18 protein-coding genes and 1 riboswitch are annotated in these 17,142 nt (G+C 64.2%); of the genes, 8 read left to right on the forward strand and 10 right to left on the reverse strand.

Features of this window, described 5'->3' with window-relative positions; translation table 11 throughout:
* The first annotated feature begins 98 nt into the window (after positions 1–98).
* A complete protein-coding gene (locus NKJ46_RS27070) occupies positions 99–1,079 on the forward strand; it encodes a quinone oxidoreductase family protein (protein WP_352668975.1) in 981 nt (326 codons plus the stop codon).
* Between the two features lie 20 nt (positions 1,080–1,099).
* Here the strand turns inward: NKJ46_RS27070 and NKJ46_RS27075 are convergent, their stop codons facing one another.
* Positions 1,100–1,633: a gamma-glutamylcyclotransferase gene (locus tag NKJ46_RS27075; protein WP_352668977.1), complete on the reverse strand. Its 534-nt coding sequence runs from the start codon at positions 1,631–1,633 to the stop codon at positions 1,100–1,102.
* A gap of 114 nt (positions 1,634–1,747) precedes the next feature.
* Between NKJ46_RS27075 and NKJ46_RS27080 the strand changes: the two genes are divergently transcribed.
* Positions 1,748–2,749 (forward strand): DUF2125 domain-containing protein, encoded by a 1,002-nt coding sequence (locus tag NKJ46_RS27080; protein WP_352668979.1) that lies wholly within the window; start codon positions 1,748–1,750, stop codon positions 2,747–2,749.
* A gap of 30 nt (positions 2,750–2,779) precedes the next feature.
* On the opposite strand, the gene NKJ46_RS27085 is transcribed toward NKJ46_RS27080, so the two are convergent.
* Complete coding sequence (locus NKJ46_RS27085; RefSeq protein WP_352668980.1) at positions 2,780–3,715, reverse strand: prephenate/arogenate dehydrogenase family protein; 936 nt, start codon at positions 3,713–3,715, stop codon at positions 2,780–2,782.
* A 6-nt stretch (positions 3,716–3,721) separates the two neighbouring features.
* The gene (gene hisC / locus NKJ46_RS27090) at positions 3,722–4,831 is read right to left on the reverse strand and encodes a histidinol-phosphate transaminase (protein ID WP_352668982.1); all 1,110 of its coding nucleotides are present in this window, start codon (positions 4,829–4,831) and stop codon (positions 3,722–3,724) included.
* 138 nt (positions 4,832–4,969) lie between these two features.
* Positions 4,970–5,047, forward strand: a riboswitch (SAM riboswitch).
* Between the two features lie 92 nt (positions 5,048–5,139).
* On the opposite strand from hisC, the gene metX reads away from it, so the two are divergent.
* Together metX and metW are read left to right on the forward strand one after the other, a co-directional pair.
* Positions 5,140–6,309, forward strand: a complete 1,170-nt coding sequence (gene metX, locus NKJ46_RS27095) for a homoserine O-acetyltransferase MetX (RefSeq protein WP_352467542.1) — start codon at positions 5,140–5,142, stop codon at positions 6,307–6,309.
* A 58-nt stretch (positions 6,310–6,367) separates the two neighbouring features.
* Entirely contained in the window at positions 6,368–6,982 is a 615-nt protein-coding gene (metW, locus tag NKJ46_RS27100; protein WP_352489406.1) for a methionine biosynthesis protein MetW, read from the forward strand.
* 25 nt (positions 6,983–7,007) lie between these two features.
* On the opposite strand, the gene NKJ46_RS27105 is transcribed toward metW, so the two are convergent.
* Complete coding sequence (locus NKJ46_RS27105; protein WP_352668984.1) at positions 7,008–7,328, reverse strand: DUF1330 domain-containing protein; 321 nt, start codon at positions 7,326–7,328, stop codon at positions 7,008–7,010.
* A gap of 235 nt (positions 7,329–7,563) precedes the next feature.
* Here NKJ46_RS27105 and NKJ46_RS27110 point away from each other — a divergent pair, with 235 nt between their 5' ends.
* Both NKJ46_RS27110 and NKJ46_RS27115 read left to right on the forward strand, forming a co-directional pair.
* Entirely contained in the window at positions 7,564–8,310 is a 747-nt protein-coding gene (locus tag NKJ46_RS27110; RefSeq protein WP_352668986.1) for an SDR family NAD(P)-dependent oxidoreductase, read from the forward strand.
* 52 nt (positions 8,311–8,362) lie between these two features.
* Positions 8,363–9,388 (forward strand): RNA polymerase subunit sigma-70, encoded by a 1,026-nt coding sequence (locus tag NKJ46_RS27115; protein WP_352668988.1) that lies wholly within the window; start codon positions 8,363–8,365, stop codon positions 9,386–9,388.
* An 18-nt stretch (positions 9,389–9,406) separates the two neighbouring features.
* Here NKJ46_RS27115 and NKJ46_RS27120 read toward each other — a convergent pair whose 3' ends face one another.
* The 3 genes from NKJ46_RS27120 to NKJ46_RS27130 all read right to left on the reverse strand — a co-directional run bounded on the left by NKJ46_RS27120 (position 9,407) and on the right by NKJ46_RS27130 (position 13,023).
* Positions 9,407–10,213 carry a DUF1194 domain-containing protein gene (locus NKJ46_RS27120; protein ID WP_352668989.1) on the reverse strand — a complete coding sequence of 269 codons (807 nt, stop codon included), beginning with the start codon at positions 10,211–10,213 and terminating at the stop codon, positions 9,407–9,409.
* A 76-nt stretch (positions 10,214–10,289) separates the two neighbouring features.
* Positions 10,290–12,122: an ABC transporter ATP-binding protein/permease gene (locus NKJ46_RS27125; protein WP_352668991.1), complete on the reverse strand. Its 1,833-nt coding sequence runs from the start codon at positions 12,120–12,122 to the stop codon at positions 10,290–10,292.
* Positions 12,123–12,252: 130 nt separating this feature from the next.
* Positions 12,253–13,023, reverse strand: coding sequence for a class I SAM-dependent methyltransferase (locus tag NKJ46_RS27130; RefSeq protein WP_352489400.1), 771 nt, complete (start codon positions 13,021–13,023; stop codon positions 12,253–12,255).
* A gap of 98 nt (positions 13,024–13,121) precedes the next feature.
* On the opposite strand from NKJ46_RS27130, the gene gloB reads away from it, so the two are divergent.
* Together gloB and NKJ46_RS27140 are read left to right on the forward strand one after the other, a co-directional pair.
* Positions 13,122–13,889, forward strand: a complete 768-nt coding sequence (gene gloB / locus NKJ46_RS27135) for a hydroxyacylglutathione hydrolase (RefSeq protein ID WP_352668994.1) — start codon at positions 13,122–13,124, stop codon at positions 13,887–13,889.
* Positions 13,890–13,910: 21 nt separating this feature from the next.
* Positions 13,911–14,339, forward strand: a complete 429-nt coding sequence (locus NKJ46_RS27140; RefSeq protein ID WP_352668996.1) for a cupin domain-containing protein — start codon at positions 13,911–13,913, stop codon at positions 14,337–14,339.
* A 4-nt stretch (positions 14,340–14,343) separates the two neighbouring features.
* Here the strand turns inward: NKJ46_RS27140 and NKJ46_RS27145 are convergent, their stop codons facing one another.
* From NKJ46_RS27145 to NKJ46_RS27155, 3 genes are read right to left on the reverse strand one after another with little or no spacing between them, the layout of a single operon-like run.
* Entirely contained in the window at positions 14,344–15,015 is a 672-nt protein-coding gene (locus NKJ46_RS27145; RefSeq protein WP_352668998.1) for a lysoplasmalogenase family protein, read from the reverse strand.
* A complete protein-coding gene (yddG, locus tag NKJ46_RS27150; RefSeq protein WP_352669000.1) occupies positions 15,012–15,899 on the reverse strand; it encodes an aromatic amino acid exporter YddG in 888 nt (295 codons plus the stop codon). Before yddG ends, NKJ46_RS27145 begins: the two co-directional genes overlap by 4 nt.
* Before the next feature lie 40 nt (positions 15,900–15,939).
* Entirely contained in the window at positions 15,940–16,731 is a 792-nt protein-coding gene (locus NKJ46_RS27155; RefSeq protein WP_352669003.1) for a DUF3108 domain-containing protein, read from the reverse strand.
* Positions 16,732–17,142: the final 411 nt, after the last annotated feature.

A 17,142-nucleotide genomic window follows, 5' to 3' on the forward strand; every position in this document is an offset into this window, starting at 1 on the left:
GCCGGCCGATCGTAGGTTCCGCGGCGCCGACGCAAGTCTCGGAACGGTCTGGCCGGGCCCAGACTGTTGGCCTCGGATCGTTTGTTATGGAGAACGGCATGAAAGCAATTGTATTTGACGCCATCGGTTCGCCGCGCGACGTGCTCTACATGGGCGACCTGCCGATGCCGCGGATCGGCGACGGCGAGGTGCTGGTCAGGATGGTCTCGGCCTCGATCAATCCGGGCGACTTCCTGTTTATCCAGAACCTCTATCCCGAACCGAAGAAGCCGCATTTTCCCCAGCAGATCGCCGGAAATCATGGCGCCGGCATCGTCGAGGCCGTCGGCGCAAACGTCCCGTTGGAACCGGGCACGCTTGTAGCGTTCAGCTATTATGGCAGTTGGGCCGAGTACGCGGCCATTCCCGCCGAACGGCTGATCCTGTTGCCTGCCGGCTATCCCGTCGAACGCGCCGGGCAGATGGTGAACCCCATTACCGCGTGGGATCTGCTGACGGATTCCCGTGTGCGGCCCGGCCAGTGGTTGGCTGTCACGGCCGGCTATTCGTCGATTTCGACAATGGTGATGCAGTTCGCCCAACGACGCGGCATCAACGTCATCGCACTTGTGCGGCGCTCGCACCAAAGCTTCGACCTGAAAACGCTTGGCGTCGCCGCCATTCTTGACCTTTCGGACTTGAAGGCAAGTATCCGGGAAGCGGTGATGGATATCACCGGTGGCGCCGGATTGAACGGGATTATCGACAATGTCGGCGGACCTGTCAGCGGCGAATTGATCCGCACCCTGGCGCTTGGCGGACAGATGGTGATCAATGGCGGCATGAGTGCCGAGCGCTTCGAACTGCACAATTTCGATGTCTTGCTGAGCGGCGTCGAGATCAGGGCGAATATCTATCGCTATTTCTTTTCGCCGCCGGCCGAAGCCGACCGGCCTGTCCTACGCGAGATCATCGACATCTTCGGCCAGCCGGGCTTCCACATTCCTGTCGGCGGTCTCCACGCGCTGACCGGGTTCAAGCTTGCCGTGGCAAACAGCCTGGATCGCGCCGATCTTGGCAAACAGATTTTCAGGATGTAGCCCGCGTCACGACACCGAAGCTACGACGCGATCCGTCTCGTCACGTCTTCCAGCCAGTGATCGCTTATACCCAGTGCTTCGAGGTGCTCCAGCGTGCTGAGCACGTAATCCTCATTCCTGCCCGACTGGCCGACGGCGCCGCGAACGACGGCCGCCGCCTCGGCCGGGTCGAGCGCACCGGCATATTGCTCATGGCTGCGGTCCACGACATAGGCAACGGCTTCGACCGTCTCGCTCCCATCCGTTTCACTCTTGTCGAGGCGAACGCTGAGCACACGTTCGAGATAGACGTTGGTGACCAGTTCACGCTCGCGCAGATAGGAGATGACCTCGTTGCGCAGCTCGCCTGGGACCCGGAACGCCAGCCCGATGCAGGAGCCGCCGCGGTCGAGCCCGAGCACCAGGCCCGGCCGTTCGCGCGTGCCGCGATGCACGAAAGAATAAACGCAGAGCGAACGGCGGTAGCCATGCAGGCGGGCACGCCGCGTCTCGACATGCGCGAATCCGGGCCGCCAGATCAGTGAGCCGTAGCCAAAAACCCAAAAATCGCCCATATCGCCAAGCCTGATTGTGACGAACCACTCCACCGGTGGTGTTTCAGTCCGTCTACCTGTTGTTGCCGCAAGCGACAGCCCGCCCGTGCCACCCGCGTTAACGAAAGCCGCAGCATGACGTCAAGTGACGAGCGCCCGCCGCCCAGCCAACGTCGCCGCTTGTTGTGGCTTGCTGCTTTCATCCTCGTGCTGTTCGGCATCTACAGCGCCGGCTGGTTCTACCTGGCGGACCTGGTCGAGAGTGCAACCGACAAGGCGGTCGCCGATCTCGACGGCAACGGCATCAAGGCCGACTGCGCCAATCTCGCGGTCAGCGGCTATCCCTTCAGCTTCACCCTTTCCTGCGACAGCCTGGCTTACGAGGACGACAGCCGCAACGTCGCGGCATCGACAGGCAAGATCAACGCCGCCACGCAGATCACCCGGCTTTTGTCGCCTGCCGCCGAGCTCAGGGGGCCGCTCAGGACCTCTGTTCCCGGCATGACCCCGCTCTGGATCGACTGGGATAATCTGCGGGCCGACATGAAGCTCTCCTGGCCGCTGCCGAGACGCCTCTCGCTGCAGGCAGAAGGCCTGTCCGGCCAGACCGATCCGGCAGACGACACCGATCCCGTCTCGCTGTTCAGCGCCGGAACTGCCATCGGGCAATTGCGCCCAAACGGCCCGGACATCGACTATGCCGGCAATTTCACCGATCTCGAAATCGACGCGGCGGCCATCGACGGGCGCGTCTTGCCGCCGCTCGACGGCAGCGGCGACGTGACGCTGAAGAACGGCGTGACGCTGATCAAGGCAAATCCGAAGAGCCTGCGCGGCCAGGCGGCCGAAATCCACGAGCTCGATCTGTCGTCCGGAACTGCGCGCATCACCGTTTCCGGACCCCTGTCGGTCGATGACGACGGTCTCATAAATGCCGACTTGACGATCAGGCTCAATGATCCAAAGGCCGTGGCGGCGATCCTCGCCACCGCCATCCCCGAGCAGAAGAAAGAGATCCAAACCGGCTTTGCCGGACTGGCGCTGCTCGGCAACCAGCCGTCGATGCCGCTGAAGATCGTCAGGGGCAAGGCCTCGCTCGGCTTCATCCCGCTCGGCAAGATCAAGCCGCTCGACTAGAGGTCTGGCCTGCAACCGGCCTGCAGCGGCTTATCCCTTCGGCGGGTGTTCGACTGCCTGGCGGCCGAAATCGGGTACGTCGATATCCTGGCCGGCCTCGATGATCGAGCGGCGGACGGCGCGGGTGCGGGTGAACAGGTCGAACAGCTTTTCGCCGTCGCCCCAGCGGATGGCCCGCTGCAGCGAGGAAAGATCCTCGGAAAACCGCGCCAGCATTTCGAGAATGGCGTCCTTGTTGTGCAGGCAGACGTCGCGCCACATGGTCGGGTCGGACGCCGCAAGACGGGTGAAGTCGCGAAAGCCGGAAGCCGAGTATTTGATGACCTCGGACTTGGTCACCGACTCCAGATCATCGGCGGTACCAACGATGTTATAGGCGATGATGTGCGGCAGGTGCGAAACGATGGCCAGCGTCATGTCGTGATGCTGCGGGTCCATCGTGTCGATGTTGGAGCCGCAGCGGCGCCAGAATTCCGAGAGCTTTTCCAGTGCCGCAGGATCGGTGCCGGGCAGCGGCGTGAAGATGCACCAGCGGTTCTCGAACAGTTCGGCAAAACCGGCATCCGGTCCCGATTTTTCGGTGCCGGCCAAAGGATGGCCGGGGATGAAGTGCACGCCATCAGGCACATGCGGCTGCATCTGCGCGATGACCGAGGCCTTGGTCGAGCCGACATCGGTGAGGATGGCGCCCTTCTTCAGCGCCGGCGCGATCTCCTCGGCGACCGTACCTGAAGAGCCGACCGGCACCGAAACGATAACCAGATCGGCGTCGCGAACCGCCTCTTTGGCATCCGTCGTGTAGGTGTCGCCAAGGCCGAGTTGGCTCGCCCTTGCCAGCGTCGCGTCGCTGCGCGTCGAAATCGCGACTTGGCCGGCGAGCCCCTCGCGGCGGATGACGCGGGCCAGTGACGAGCCGATCAGGCCGATGCCGACCAGCGCGATCTTTTCGAACATCGGTGAAGTCATGGTGCTCTAGCTTTTCAGGAATGTCGCGAGTGCTGCGACAACGCCGCGATTGGCCTCTTCGGTGCCGATGCTCATGCGCAGCGCGTTGGGAAAACCGTAGCCGGAAACGCGCCGCAATATGTAGCCGCGCTGGCTGAGGTAGTCGTCGGCGGCCGCCGCCGAATGCTTTTTGTCCTCGGGAAAGTGGATGAGGATGAAATTGCCGACGCTCGGCGTCACCCGCAGCCCAAGCCCCGCCAATTGCTCGCTCAGCCAGGCCAGCCAGGTCTCGTTATGCGCGACGCTGCGTTCGATGTGCGCGCGGTCGCGGATCGCCGCGATGCCGGCCTCGATCGCCGTCGCATTGACGTTGAAAGGCCCGCGCACGCGGTTGATCGCGTCGATGACGTGCATTGGAGCATACATCCAGCCGATCCGCGCGCCGCCCAGGCCCAATTTGGAGAAGGTGCGGGTCATGACCACGTTTTCCGCGCTGCCCACCAACTCGACGCCGGCTTCATAGTCGTTGCGCCGGACGTATTCGGCGTAAGCGGCATCCAGCACCAGAAGCACGTTTCGCGGCAGGCCGGCATGCAGGCGGCGCACCTCCTGGAACGGCACGTAGGTGCCGGTTGGATTGTTTGGATTGGCAAGGAAGATGATCCTGGTGCGCGGCGTCACCGCGGCTAGGATCGCATCGATGTCGGCGCGTTCATCGGTCTCCTTGACCGTTACCGGGACGGCACCGGCCGACTGTATGTAGATCTTGTAGACCATGAAGCCGTGTTCGGTGATGATGGCTTCATCGCCGGGCGCGAGGTAGGTCTGCGCAAGCAGGCCCAGAATCTCGTCGGAGCCGTTGGAGCAGACGATGTTCGCCGGGTTGAGCCCGTGCACCTCCGCGATCGCTTCCCTCAGGCGCCTGGCGCTGCCGTCGGGATAGACCGCGAGCTTGTCGGCGACCGCGCGCGCGGCCTCTATCGCCTTTGGCGAAGGGCCGAGCGGGTTTTCGTTCGCCGACAATTTGTGGACCTTGGCGACACCTTCAGGCGCCGCGCTCTTGCCGGGCACATAGGCTTCGATCTCCATGATGCCGGCGCGGGGCCTTGGACGTGTCTGATCCGGTGTCTGGCTCATTCCATGAAATCCGTCGAGAGTGCCTCCATCCGGAGGCCGCAGCGGAAATACAAGCCGTGGCCCGGAATGTCGAGGGGCGGCAATTCGGGATCAAGAACTTGCCGTTGACGAAGCCATGCGTCAGTCCTAGAAGAGCAGCGAAAGTTCCGTGGTGATTTGGCCGGTCGGCTTGCAGCCACGTTAAACAACTTGCTAAAGGGCCGTTTGCATCCTGTAACCGGCTTTGCGAAGGCATGGCCGGTTTTTTGTTGCCCTGGCTGGCTGTTGCCCAGACCGGTGGACAGCTGAAGGCCGGGCAAGGAGATGTGATGGTCGCTTTGCGCGCGCGAAAAACCAACAACGAGGCCGACCAGCCGTCGAGCCCGGTGTTGCGTTTCGGCGCCGACAAGCCGCTCAAGCTCGACGCCGGCACGCTGCTGTCGCCGTTCCAGATCGCCTACCAGACCTATGGCACGCTCAACGACGCCCGCTCCAATGCAATCCTCGTCTGCCATGCGCTGACCGGCGACCAGCACGTCGCCAACACCAATCCGGTGACCGGCAAGCCGGGCTGGTGGGAAGTGCTGATCGGCCCCGGCAAGATCATCGACACCGACCGTTTCTTCGTCATCTCGTCCAACGTCATCGGCGGCTGCCTCGGCTCCACCGGCCCCGCCTCGACCAATCCCGCCACCGCCAAGCCTTACGGGCTCGACCTGCCGATCATCACCATCCGCGACATGGTGCGGGCGCAGTTGATGCTGGTCGAGCATTTCGGGATCGAACAGCTGTTCAGCGTGCTGGGCGGCTCGATGGGCGGCATGCAGGTGCTGCAATGGGCGTCCAGCTATCCCGAGCGCGTTTTCTCGGCGCTGCCGATCGCCACCGGCGCCCGCCATTCCTCGCAGAACATCGCCTTCCACGAGGTCGGCAGGCAAGCGGTGATGGCCGACCCCGACTGGCATGGCGGCAAGTATTTCGAGCATGGCAAGCGGCCGGAAAAGGGGCTGGCTGTGGCGCGCATGGCCGCCCACATCACCTATCTGTCGGAAGCAGCGCTGCACCGCAAGTTCGGCCGCAACCTGCAGGACCGCGAAGCGCTGACCTTCGGCTTCGATGCCGACTTCCAGATCGAGAGCTATCTGCGCCATCAGGGCATGACCTTCGTCGACCGCTTCGATGCCAACTCCTATCTCTACATGACCCGGGCGATGGACTATTTCGATCTCGCCGCCGACCATGGCGGCCGTCTGGCCGATGCCTTCGCCGGCACCAAGACGCGCTTCTGCCTGGTTTCGTTCACCAGCGACTGGCTGTTCCCGACCGAGGAGAGCCGCTCGGTCGTGCACGCGCTGAACGCGGCCGGCGCCTCGGTCTCGTTCGTCGAGATCGAGACCGACCGCGGCCACGACGCCTTCCTGCTCGACGAGCCGGAACTGTTCGCCGCCATCAGAGGCTTCATCGCCTCGGCCGCGCGCGCGAGAGGGCTTGGCGCATGACCCCGAAAAGTTGCAGACTTTTCGGATCAGGACCATGCGCCAGGCAAGAGCCGAACGCATGAGCGTCAACCGCGCCCAGCGCGTCGACCTCGAAGTCGTCGCCGATCTCATCCCGCCGCAGTCGCGGGTGCTGGACGTCGGTTCCGGCGACGGCCTGCTGCTCGAATTGCTGCAGGAGACCAAGAAGGTCGACGGCCGCGGGCTGGAACTGTCGCAGCGCGGCGTCAACGAATGCGTGGCGCGGGGCCTGTCGGTCATCCAGGGCGATGCCGACAAGGATCTCCAATTCTATCCCGACAAGGGTTTTGATTTCGTCGTCTTGTCGCAGACCTTGCAGGCGACCCGCAATCCGAAGCTGGTGCTCGACGAGTTACTCCGGATCGGCAATCGCGCCATCGTCTCCTTCCCCAATTTCGGCCATTGGCGGGTGCGCTTTTCGCTGCTCTTCAACGGCCGCATGCCGGTGACCAAGGACCTGCCCTATTCCTGGTACGACACGCCCAACATCCATTTCTGCACCATTCGCGATTTCGTCAATCTGTGCGACGAGCTTGGCGCGACGGTGGAAAAGGCAACCGCGCTCGACGCCAACGGTCAGCGGATCGGCTTCTCGATGCCGTGGTGGTTCTGGAACTTTTTCGGCCAGCAGGCGGTGTTCCTGTTGAAACGATAAAAGCCAACCGTAGCAAATCGCCCCCTTATTCGAGAACGTCGGTGGCCTTGTGCGGGTGCTGGACGCCGTCGACCAAGACCACGTCGGATTGGGAATTGCCGGTGCGCAGCGGCAATATCTCCTGATAGGCGGGCGAGTCGTACCATGCGCGCGCCTGCTGCCTGTCGGGGAACTCGATGATTATGAGGTAACCCGGCCAGGTGTTTTCAACGACTTCCACCTCGCCTCCGTGCACCACGAAACGCCCGCCAAACGGCTCCAGCGTGGCATCGATCTTGTGCAGGTACTCGACGATCTGCGGCCCCGGCGTGACCTGGCGCATATGGGCGACGGCGTAGGCGGTCATGGCGTAACTCCCTGATGGTCGAAAGCCGGACAACCGGCTTGATGGGAGCAGTTTGCCGAGACCTAGTGCGCTGGTCGATTACCCCAGAGGTAATGACACTGAATACAAAACCGGCGCGCCGCTGCCGTCACCTGAAGATATTTCTGCCTGGCACCGATGATTTTGGCGCGCCTGCGCTGTCCTTATCGATGAGCGCGCCTGGATGGTCCGGCGGCCGGGAACAGAGAGGTGATCCATGGGATCGTTGCAAAATCAGAATGTCGTCGTCGTCGGAGGCAGCCGTGGTGTCGGCCGCTCGATCGCGGAGGCCGCCCTCAAGGAGAGAGCGACGGTGCTGGCCGTCGCCCGCGGAAAACAGGCCCTGGCGCAATTTGCCTGGGAGGTCTCGGGCGTGAAGACGCTCGCGGTCGATGCGACGGTGGACTCCGCCCCCGACAAGGTATTCGGCGCGCTGGAGCCGGACGTGCTGGTGATCTGCGCAGGCGCGCTGGCGCCTTCCGCGCCGGTGCGCGAACAGAACTGGAAGGCGTTCTCGGCAAACTGGGACACGGACGTCAAGGCGTCGTTCCTGTTTTGCCGGGCCGCTCTGCGGCGTCCGCTCAAGCCGGGGAGCCGGATCGTCTTGATCTCCAGCGGCGCGGCCTTGACCGGCGGACCACCGAACGCCGGCGGCTATGCCGGCGCAAAACGCATGCAGATGTTCCTGGCCGGTCATAGCCAGAAGGAGGCCGATCGACTTGGCCTCGGCCTGCGCTTCATGGCGCTCGCGCCGATGCGCATCATGCCGGAGACCGGCGTGGGCAAGGCCGGCGTCGACAGCATCGCGGCCTATATGGGCATCCAGCCGGCGGACTTCATCGCCGCCATGACCGACATGCAAACGCCGGCCGATGTCGGACGGGCGGTGGTCGCGCTGGCCACCGGTCAGCCGCAAGGCAGTTCCTTCATGGTGAGCGGTAGCGGGCTTGCCCCGGCCGCCTGAGGCGCGCGTAATGCGAACCTGACCCGGAATCCGGATGCAGCCCGAAAGTAGCATGACAGACGCTCAACCACCTCTGGAACCAGCAGGCCAGCCGATCCTCGATCGGCTGGCCTTCGAGAAGGTCACGGCCGCCCATCGCCGCGAGCTCAAGCTGCATTGCTATCGCATGATGGGTTCGTTGCACGAGGCCGACGACCTCGTCCAGGACACGTTGCTTCGCGCCTGGCGCGCCAGGTCGGAGTTCGACGGGCGAGGTTCGGTTCGCGGTTGGCTCTACATGATCGCGACCAACGCTTGCCTCAACGCCATCAAGGCGAGGTCGAGGGCGCACCGCATTCTCCGGGAACCCGGACGGCCGCCCTCGCACGGAGCGGCCATAGGCGGGCCGGTAGCCGACATCGCCTGGCTGGAGCCCTACCCCGACGCCGAGCTTCCAGACATTGCCGGCAGCGAGCCAGGTCCGGAAGCCCGTTACGAGAGCCGCGAGGCCGTCCAGCTCGCCTTCGTCGCCGCCATCCAGGATTTGCCGCCCAGGCAGCGCGCCGCGCTGCTGCTTGCCGACGTCCTCGGATGGTCGGCTGTCGAGACGGCGCGTTTGCTGGGAGGATCGACGGCTTCGATCAACAGCGCGTTGCAGCGCGCCCGCGCAACGCTGGCGGCGCGCTATCCTCAGGGACGGCCGGCCAGCCGATCACGGCCCAGCCCCGAAGAAGGCCTGCTGCTCGAACGCTACATGCAGGCCTGGCAGGCCGCCAATCTCGACAGCTTGATCGAGCTGCTGCGCGAGGACGCCATCTATACAATGCCGCCCTGGCGCGAATGGTATCAAGGCCGCGAAGCGATCCGCGGTTTCTTCGAGACCGTCTGGCCGAGGTTTGGCGGCTTCCGCACACTGGCCACCCGCGCCAATGCCCAGCCGGCGGTCGGGGTTTATTCCCGCAGCCACGATGGCCCTGAATGGCGGGGCCATTCCCTGCATGTGTTCGACGCGGCCGAGGGCGGGATCGCTTCCTTGACGATCTTCATAGGGCCGCTCGGGCCATCTCTGTTCCCGGCCTTCGGCCTGCCGCCAGCCTAGCCTACGCCTGGGCCAGCCTTACCGGTCAAGTTCCGGGAAATATGGGTCCGAGAAAAACCGCCGGTCGCGCTCGCCTTGCAGGCAGTCGATCGGTGCGTCGATGCGGATCGTCCTCGGATCCACCTTGGGATACTCGATGCCGCTGACCTCGAGGATCAGTTTGCGGCGAGTGGCGGTGGAAAATTCGGAAGCAGCATAGATCGGCAGCACGAACGAGCCCGGCCCGCCGGTAACGCATTCGGCATAATACCGGTCGAGATGGCTGAAGGTGGGTGACGGGCTGATCAGGATCGGCAGCCCATTTATGACGATGCCCTTCGCCAGCGCCGCATCGCGTGCCGTTGTGACCGGCAGGCCGGTGTTGTTTGGGCCGTCGCCCGAGACGTCGATGACGCGGCGCTTGCCGGCGAAGGCCGTGCCGTCGAAAAGCTCGGCGCCGAAAGCCACTGCACCGGAGATCGAGGTGCCGCGAAAGCTCCTGAACGGGCGGGCCGCGATCTTGTCGGCGAAAGCGTTGGCGCTCTCCTTGCTGTCGACGACCTGCCAGGCAATGACCCCATCGTCGCGGATGGTGCCAGCCCATTCGAAATAGGCGATGGCGATGCGGCCGGAGGTGCCGGCACGCACGGCGTTGATGAAGTCGGGGTGGCGCAGCGCCGCGACATAGCCAGCGCGCTGCAGGGCAAACTCCCTTTCATCCATCGACTGCGAGATGTCGACGGCCAGCACCAGCTCGACATCGACGACAATTGCATTGGCCGGCGCGGCCGCAGGTGCCGCCGGGGTGCAGGCAAGGCAGGCGAGCAGGGCGAGAGCGTCAAGCATGGCCGATCGGAACGTTCCCATCTGAAACGATCGCGACAGTTTTTCGCCGCGATCGCGGCGAAATAAAGCTTGCCTTCTATTTCTTTCGGCCGGCCGAGGCGATAGCCGGGGGCGGTTCGATGGCACCTGCCCTGATACGGGCCGGCTTGAGTGGCGGTTGGCCGGCATCCTTGACGATGGTCAACGCCCGGCGGAAGAAGCGGGCATAGTGCTGGCCGCGGCCGATATTGAGGATCCCGGCGTCGGGAAGGCGCTTCTCCAGCATCGACAGCACTTGCCTCAGCGTTGGGCCGTCGAACGCGTCCAGCGCCTCGTCGATGATCACCCATTTCGGCCGTCGCAAGGCCAGCCTGGCAAAGGCCAGCAGACGCTGCTCGTCGTCGCTGAGCTCACGCTCCCAGCGCGCCGAGCGATCGAGCGAGGACGACAGGCGTTGCAGCCCGACATCGGCCAGCACCTCCGAGATCTCGGCATCGCTCGCCTCCGCAGCGCCGTCTGAATGGTTGAGCACCTCGCGCAGCTTGCCTAGCGGGAAATAGGGGGTACGCGGAACAAAGATCGGCGCTTCTCCGGCCGGCATGCCGATCCGTCCGCTGCCCCATGGCCACAGACCGGCAATGGCCCGGAAGAACAGCGTCTTGCCGGCGCCCGGATCTCCGGTGAGCATGACCCGGTCGCCGGCGCGGATTTCGACATGCGGCTCGGCAAGCTTGGTGCATCCCTCCGGCGAGGCGATCTCGAGTTTCTCGAAGGTCAGGCTGCCGTCCGGGTTTTCGCCGAACGAAATGCGCCTTTCCGTATGGTGCAGCGCGTCGGTGTCGCCAAGCGCGATGCGGAAGTCGGCGACCCGCATCAGCGTAGCGCGCCAATCGGCGATGCCGCCGATATTGTTGATGAACCAGCGCAGCGAGGAATGGACCTGGTTGAAAGCGCCGACTGCCATCATCAAGCCGCCAAAGCTGATATCGCCGGCAAAATAGACCGGTGAGGCGACAAGGATCGGCGCGACGACAGTGATCCAGCCATAGGTGTCGGTAACCCAGGAAAGATTGATCTGGGCGCTGTAGATGCGCCGCATGGCGCCCAGCACCATGCCGAGATCGAATTCGAGCCGGCGCCTGGCATCGGCCTCGCCATGCGCCAGCGCGATGGCATCGACGTTCTCGTTGACGCGAACCACCGAGGAGCGCAGCTCCGCTTCACGCGTATAGCGATCGTTGTTGAAGCGGATCAGCGGCCGTCCGACCAGCCAGCTCAACCAGGAGGCGGTGCCAGCATAAAGGATCGCCGCCCAGACCATGTAGCCGGGTATGGCCAGCGAATGGCCTCCTATGTGGAAGACGAAGCCGGAAGACAGCGACCACAGAACCCCAACAAAGGAGGCAAGCAGGATGCAGGACTGCAGCAGGCCGATGCCGAGGCCGGTGGAAAGATCGGAGAGATGCCCGGCATCCTGCTGCAGGCGCTGGTCGGGATTGACGCCGATGGCGCCGGCATGGGTCAGCCGGAAGGCACGCGCCGGCCGCATCCATTCGTCGATCAGGTCGAGCGTCAGCGCCTCGCGCAGCTTCAGGCGGAGCATCTGGTCGAGCCAGGTCTGGCCGACATTGAGCACCACAAGCCCGCCGGCGATGCCGGCAAAGACCAGAAGCTGATGCAGGAAAGCCGGCATGTCGCGCCGCGCCAGCGCGTCGTAGAAAGGCTGGTTCCAGCGATTGAGCAGAATCTGCCCGATCGAGCTCGCCACGATGACTGCGACGATGCCGATCGCGGCCCAAAACAATTGCTTTCGCACTGGCGAGGTGGTCAGCGCCAATTTGATTGTTGCCAGCTGCTCACGCAGGCTGCTGGCTTCAATCGACGTGGCAAGCTTCTGGGCACTGGCCTCGACATCCGGAAGATCAGCCATGAGTGGATCCTTGCATTCGGAAGCGGTGCTGAAACCCGGTCATAGAATCGACCGCGTATGCCTTCAATCGGGCAGCCAACCTGTCCGCGACAGATAGGTGAGAAAAAGCCTGCGTCGGATCACGAACGCGTCATCTTGGCGGCGCCAGACGTTCGGTCCGCGACAGCCGGCCAAGCGTCGGCGCGCCATGCGGCGAGAGAACCGGCACGAAGACACGGCGGGACGCGCGCTGGGCAACCGGCACGCCTTGATAGAGCCGCTTCTGCGCCTCGACGACGATAACGCCCGAAAAGATCGGCCAGAAGCGCCGGCCGGCGCGTTCCAGCACATTGTGAAACTGCATCATGAAACGTCGCGGCGACGGCGGGAAGAACAGCGCATCGGACCACGCCGCCGGCGTGAAATTCGCTTCGCGCAGCAATTCGGTGAGCTGGCCGCGCGAGAACGGCCGGCCATTGCCGAAAGGCGTGTGCTCGAAGCGCGCCCAGACGCCGCGCCGGTTGGGCACGACGATGACGACACGGCCGGCCGGCGACAGCACCCGCCAGATCTCGTTCAGCGTCTCGCGCGGGTTCTCGACATGTTCGAGCGAATGGACGAGGAGCATGCGGTCGATGCAGGAATCGACCAGCGGCAGTTCCTCGTCGAAGACCAGGGCGGTCGCCGTCGGCCCGGTCGCCGGCCAGACCACCGCGCCCTGCGTTGCCGGCATGAAGGCAAAGACACGCTCGGCATCGCTGCCGAAGCGCTCCAGCCACGGCAAGGTGTAGCCGAGGCCGACCAGCCGCTCGTTGGGCACGACGGCCCATATCGAGGACAGCGCCATGGTGATCGAGCGTTCGGCCAGGCGGCCGAGCGTGGTCGAATAAAACGAACGGAGATCGACAATGTCAGAATGCATGGGCGGAACGGTAGCTTCGAAGCAGTCCAAGTTCAACAAAGGCAGATGACATCGGCTGGCAGGCGCCCTATGTCTGCGGCAATAAAGGGAGAGATACGATGCCCGTCGAGATCGAACAATTCATGTGCCGCAGCGACAATTTCGGCGTGCTGGTGCATGACCCGAAAAGCGGTGAGACGGCGCTCATCGACGCGCCCGAGGAGGCGCCGATCCTGGCGGCGATCAAGCGCACCGGCTGGACCCCGACGATGATCCTGACCACTCACCACCATCTCGACCATGTCGAGGCCAATCTGGCGCTGAAGGAGCGCTTCAAGCTGCGCATTGTCGGGCCGGAAGCCGAAAAGGCAAAGATTCCCGGCATTGACGAAACTGTCGAGCAAGGCTCGGTCGTCCACCTCGGCGACGAGCGGATCGAGGTCATCGCCACACCCGGCCACACGGCCGGCCATGTCACCTATCATCTGCCGGCGTCGAAAGTGGCATTCGCCGCCGACACTCTGTTTGCGCTCGGCTGCGGGCGGCTGCTCGAATGCAAGCCGCCGGTGATGTACGAATCCCTGAAGAAGCTCGCGGCGCTGCCGGCCGAGACGGTCGTCTATTGCGGCCATGAGTATACGCTGGCCAACGCCCGTTTCGCGCTCACCGTCGACCCGACCAATTCGGCGCTGAAAGAGCGCGCCGCGAAAATCGAGGCGCTGCGCGCCGACGGCAAACCGACGCTGCCAACGACGATCGGCGAGGAACTGTCGACCAATCCGTTCCTGCGCTGGCACGATCCGGCGATCCGCAGGCATCTCGGCCTGGAGAAGGCCTCCGACGCCGAAGTGTTCGCCGAGATCCGCAAGCGCAAGGACAATTTCTGAGCGGCGCCAGGAGCTAGGGTCATGACCAGTTCCGCCGAAATCATCGCCCTGCTCGGCCTGAAGCCGCATCCGGAAGGCGGCTGGTATGCCGAGACCTTTCGCGACGGCGCGACAGGCACGCGCGGCCATTCGACGGCGATCTATTTCCTCCTCGAGAAGGACCAATTGTCGGCCTGGCACCGGGTCAAGGACGCGGCCGAGGTCTGGCATTTCTATGACGGTGCGCCGCTGGCGCTGTCGATACATCGAGAAGGCGGTCCCGTCATCGAGGAGATCCTCGGTACGGCGCTTGCCGCAGGCGAGCGGCCGCAGATCGTCGTGCCGGCAGGCTGGTGGCAGTCGGCACGCAGCCTCGGCGAATGGACCCTGGTCGGCTGCACCGTGGCGCCGGGGTTCGATTTCGCGGCCTTCGAATTGGCCGAACCAGGCTGGCTGCCGGGAACGCCCTAGGCACCTAGCCCAGCAGGAAACCCAGCGTGATCGCTAGCTGGCCGACGTAATACAGCGCCCAGACCGCATGGCGCACCCAGATGCGGTGCGGCGAGATTGCCGGCAGCAGGAACTTTTCCGCGGCGTGCAGCCCGTCGGACAGCATGAGCAGGACGACGCCGCCGACGACCCAGACGCTGTTCAGGCTGAGCGCCGCAATGCCCATGGCAAGCAGTGCCGCGGCATGCACACCGATCGGCAAACGCAAGCCCGGGCCGACGCGGCGCCGGAGCGCGAAAAGCATGGCCAGCACCGACACGATCATCGCCAGCACGATCGCTACCCGCCACGGCTCGGCCGAAAGCAGCCCGAGGCCGCCGCCGGCACGCAGGAACAGCACGACATAAAGCACATGCGCGGCAAGAAAACTGGCCGTGCCGCCAAGAAATGCCTTCTCGCCGTCGCGCGACAGGAAGGCGTCGCCGACGGCGCTGACGCCCAGCGCGGCGACGAGCAGCCATGGGCCGCCCTGTTGCACGACCAGCACCGCCAACATCGCAACCGCCAATGTCCTTGCAGCCGATCGCGAAAGGCGCGGCGGCATGCCGAGGCTGAACGCGTAAATCACCGCCGCCGCCAGCGAAAACACCAGCGTCGCATTGGCACTGGCATCGATGCCGCCGGGAAACGGCATCATGCGTTTGCCTCGCTCGTGGCCCTCTTGCCCAGGAACAGCGATTTCGCCGCCAGTGCCGCGCCGCCGGTGATCAGCACGCAGGCGGCGAGGATGCGCCATGACGGCTCGGCGAAGCCCGCGGCAATCAGCACGAGCGTCGATAGCAGCGGCGCGGCGTAGCTCGCCGCGCCCAGCACCTGGATGTTGCCGCGCTTGACGCCGATGTCCCAGGCATAGAACGCCGCCCCCACCGGCATCAGACCGAGGCCGAGCACGGCCAGCCACTGGCCGGCGCCGGCGGGCAGCACCGTCTGTTCAAGCAACAGATGGCAGACCAGCGAAAGGGCCGCGGTGGCGGCGCAGAACCAGGTGACGATGCTGGTCGGCACCGACGGGAAACGCCGCGACAACAGCGAATAGGACGACCACAGCACCGCACAGACGCCGGCCATGGCGTAGCCGAAGGCATAACGCGCGTCGAAGGCAAGCCCGCCGCCCTTGGTGACGATCAGGACCGTGCCGGCAAGGCCGAGCAGCGCGCCGGCGACGTGGTTCCAGGCCAGCCGCTCGCCAGGCATCAGCGCCGATCCCAGCACGATCAGCAGCGGCCACAGATAGGCGATCAGGCTGGCCTCGACGGCCGGCGCATTGCGCAGCGCGGTGAAGTAGAAGAAGTGGTAGCCGAACAGGCCGGCAATGCCGATCACCCAGACTTTGCGTGGTATCTTCGCGGCGCCGCCGGCTGCCGGCATGAACAGCCGGGCAACCAGCCCGACGCAGGTGCCGATCGTAAAGGTGATTGCCGAAAGCAGGAACGGCGGCACGGCGCCCGAAGCATCCGTAAGCAGCGCCAGCAGCGCCCACATGGCGACCGCGGAGAAGCCGATCAGTGTTGCGCGCGCCATACCCGTCGCCCCCATGCCCGTTGGCGGCGCACCATCACGCCTATTCGTTCGCTTCGAACCGCTCCGCGCTGATCGTCAACGGACCGATTTGCGTGCTGACCGTGGCGCGGATCGGCGCATATACGCCGCTTTGGCCGACTGGTGCAAACGTCACCATGATGCGGCTGCGTTTCTTCAGGTAGTTCAGCGCCTTGCGGTTCTTGCGGTAGCCGGCCACCGGCTCGAAGCCCAGCCTGCAGGTGACCGTATCGCCCTTGTAGCCGGTCACCGAGATCGAGCCTTTGGACTCGTAGGTCAGTTTCAGATCGGCACGCATTTCGCCGTCATAGAGCTTCACCGTGCGCCCGCAGACCTGGTCGAGGCTGTCGGCATGGATAACGGTCGCGGCCATCGGATCGAGGACCGATACGAGATGGCTGCCGGCCAGCGGTATCCAATTCTCGGGATTGCGCTTCTTCGGCTCAGGCACGACCTTGGTCGAGGTGACGACGCCGTTGGCAAACTGGATGTCGATCATCGATGCCTTCTTGCCGGACGTGTAGTCGGCGTGGAACGCTTGCGGCTGCAACTGCTTGCCCGAAATCTTGCCCTTCGACGAGATCGTGCCTTTCGTATCGTCGAACAAAGTGGCGAGCCCGGCGGCGGAAACGCTGCCCTCGATAGAATAGGTGTCGCCCTCGTAATGGCTGGAGAATTTCGCTTTGGCCACGGAGAGGCCGAGGAACGACACCGAATACTCGCCCGTGAAGGATTGCGGTTCTGCGGCCGAAGCCGTTGTCGGCAGCGCGACGGCCAACAGCGCGATCAGGGCATGAAGGAAAGAACGAGGCATGGCGGGTCCTTGATTGTCGACCGGACGGGCGGCTCCGGTCTGGCATGTCCCTGTGCGACCGCTTATAGGCTGAATTCCGGCCTTAATGTGAAAGGCGGCGTCGGCAGGCAACGTTGGGGAGGGTCCAGGGCTAGAAATAAAAAACCCGCCTCGGCGGGCGGGTCGTTGGAGCCAACTGGCACCATACCCAAATTAGTAGCATAGCTGCCGGCACAAAGCAAGAACAAAATGTGGCGCCCTCGACGAATTTGCCGATCTGCCTCGGCCCGGCAGAGGGAAAGTGTTGCGGCTTCACTCCAGCTTGGGTTCCTCGCCCCCACGAAAGTGCTATCGCATTCACACATCTGGGTTGCGCTTTGCGGCGAAGCTCGATTCTATTTCGGCCGGAAAAGCCGAAGGAGGGTTGAATGA

It is taken from the genome of Mesorhizobium sp. M0166 (assembly GCF_040322255.1).
GTDB lineage: Bacteria > Pseudomonadota > Alphaproteobacteria > Rhizobiales > Rhizobiaceae > Mesorhizobium.

What these genes read in the sequence shown, in the direction of transcription:
- NKJ46_RS27080 (WP_352668979.1), top strand. Translation starts at nt 1,748, where the DNA reads ATGACGTCAAGTGACGAGCGCCCGCCGCCCAGCCAACGTCGCCGCTTG.
- NKJ46_RS27085 (WP_352668980.1), bottom strand. Translation starts at nt 3,715, where the DNA reads ATGACTTCACCGATGTTCGAAAAGATCGCGCTGGTCGGCATCGGCCTG.
- NKJ46_RS27070 (WP_352668975.1), top strand. Translation starts at nt 99, where the DNA reads ATGAAAGCAATTGTATTTGACGCCATCGGTTCGCCGCGCGACGTGCTC.
- gloB (WP_352668994.1), top strand. Translation starts at nt 13,122, where the DNA reads ATGCCCGTCGAGATCGAACAATTCATGTGCCGCAGCGACAATTTCGGC.
- hisC (WP_352668982.1), bottom strand. Translation starts at nt 4,831, where the DNA reads ATGAGCCAGACACCGGATCAGACACGTCCAAGGCCCCGCGCCGGCATC.
- NKJ46_RS27075 (WP_352668977.1), bottom strand. Translation starts at nt 1,633, where the DNA reads ATGGGCGATTTTTGGGTTTTTGGCTACGGCTCACTGATCTGGCGGCCC.
- metX (WP_352467542.1), top strand. Translation starts at nt 5,140, where the DNA reads ATGGTCGCTTTGCGCGCGCGAAAAACCAACAACGAGGCCGACCAGCCG.
- NKJ46_RS27155 (WP_352669003.1), bottom strand. Translation starts at nt 16,731, where the DNA reads ATGCCTCGTTCTTTCCTTCATGCCCTGATCGCGCTGTTGGCCGTCGCG.
- NKJ46_RS27110 (WP_352668986.1), top strand. Translation starts at nt 7,564, where the DNA reads ATGGGATCGTTGCAAAATCAGAATGTCGTCGTCGTCGGAGGCAGCCGT.
- NKJ46_RS27130 (WP_352489400.1), bottom strand. Translation starts at nt 13,023, where the DNA reads ATGCATTCTGACATTGTCGATCTCCGTTCGTTTTATTCGACCACGCTC.
- NKJ46_RS27125 (WP_352668991.1), bottom strand. Translation starts at nt 12,122, where the DNA reads ATGGCTGATCTTCCGGATGTCGAGGCCAGTGCCCAGAAGCTTGCCACG.
- NKJ46_RS27105 (WP_352668984.1), bottom strand. Translation starts at nt 7,328, where the DNA reads ATGACCGCCTACGCCGTCGCCCATATGCGCCAGGTCACGCCGGGGCCG.
- NKJ46_RS27120 (WP_352668989.1), bottom strand. Translation starts at nt 10,213, where the DNA reads ATGCTTGACGCTCTCGCCCTGCTCGCCTGCCTTGCCTGCACCCCGGCG.
- metW (WP_352489406.1), top strand. Translation starts at nt 6,368, where the DNA reads ATGAGCGTCAACCGCGCCCAGCGCGTCGACCTCGAAGTCGTCGCCGAT.
- NKJ46_RS27140 (WP_352668996.1), top strand. Translation starts at nt 13,911, where the DNA reads ATGACCAGTTCCGCCGAAATCATCGCCCTGCTCGGCCTGAAGCCGCAT.
- yddG (WP_352669000.1), bottom strand. Translation starts at nt 15,899, where the DNA reads ATGGCGCGCGCAACACTGATCGGCTTCTCCGCGGTCGCCATGTGGGCG.
- NKJ46_RS27145 (WP_352668998.1), bottom strand. Translation starts at nt 15,015, where the DNA reads ATGATGCCGTTTCCCGGCGGCATCGATGCCAGTGCCAATGCGACGCTG.
- NKJ46_RS27115 (WP_352668988.1), top strand. Translation starts at nt 8,363, where the DNA reads ATGACAGACGCTCAACCACCTCTGGAACCAGCAGGCCAGCCGATCCTC.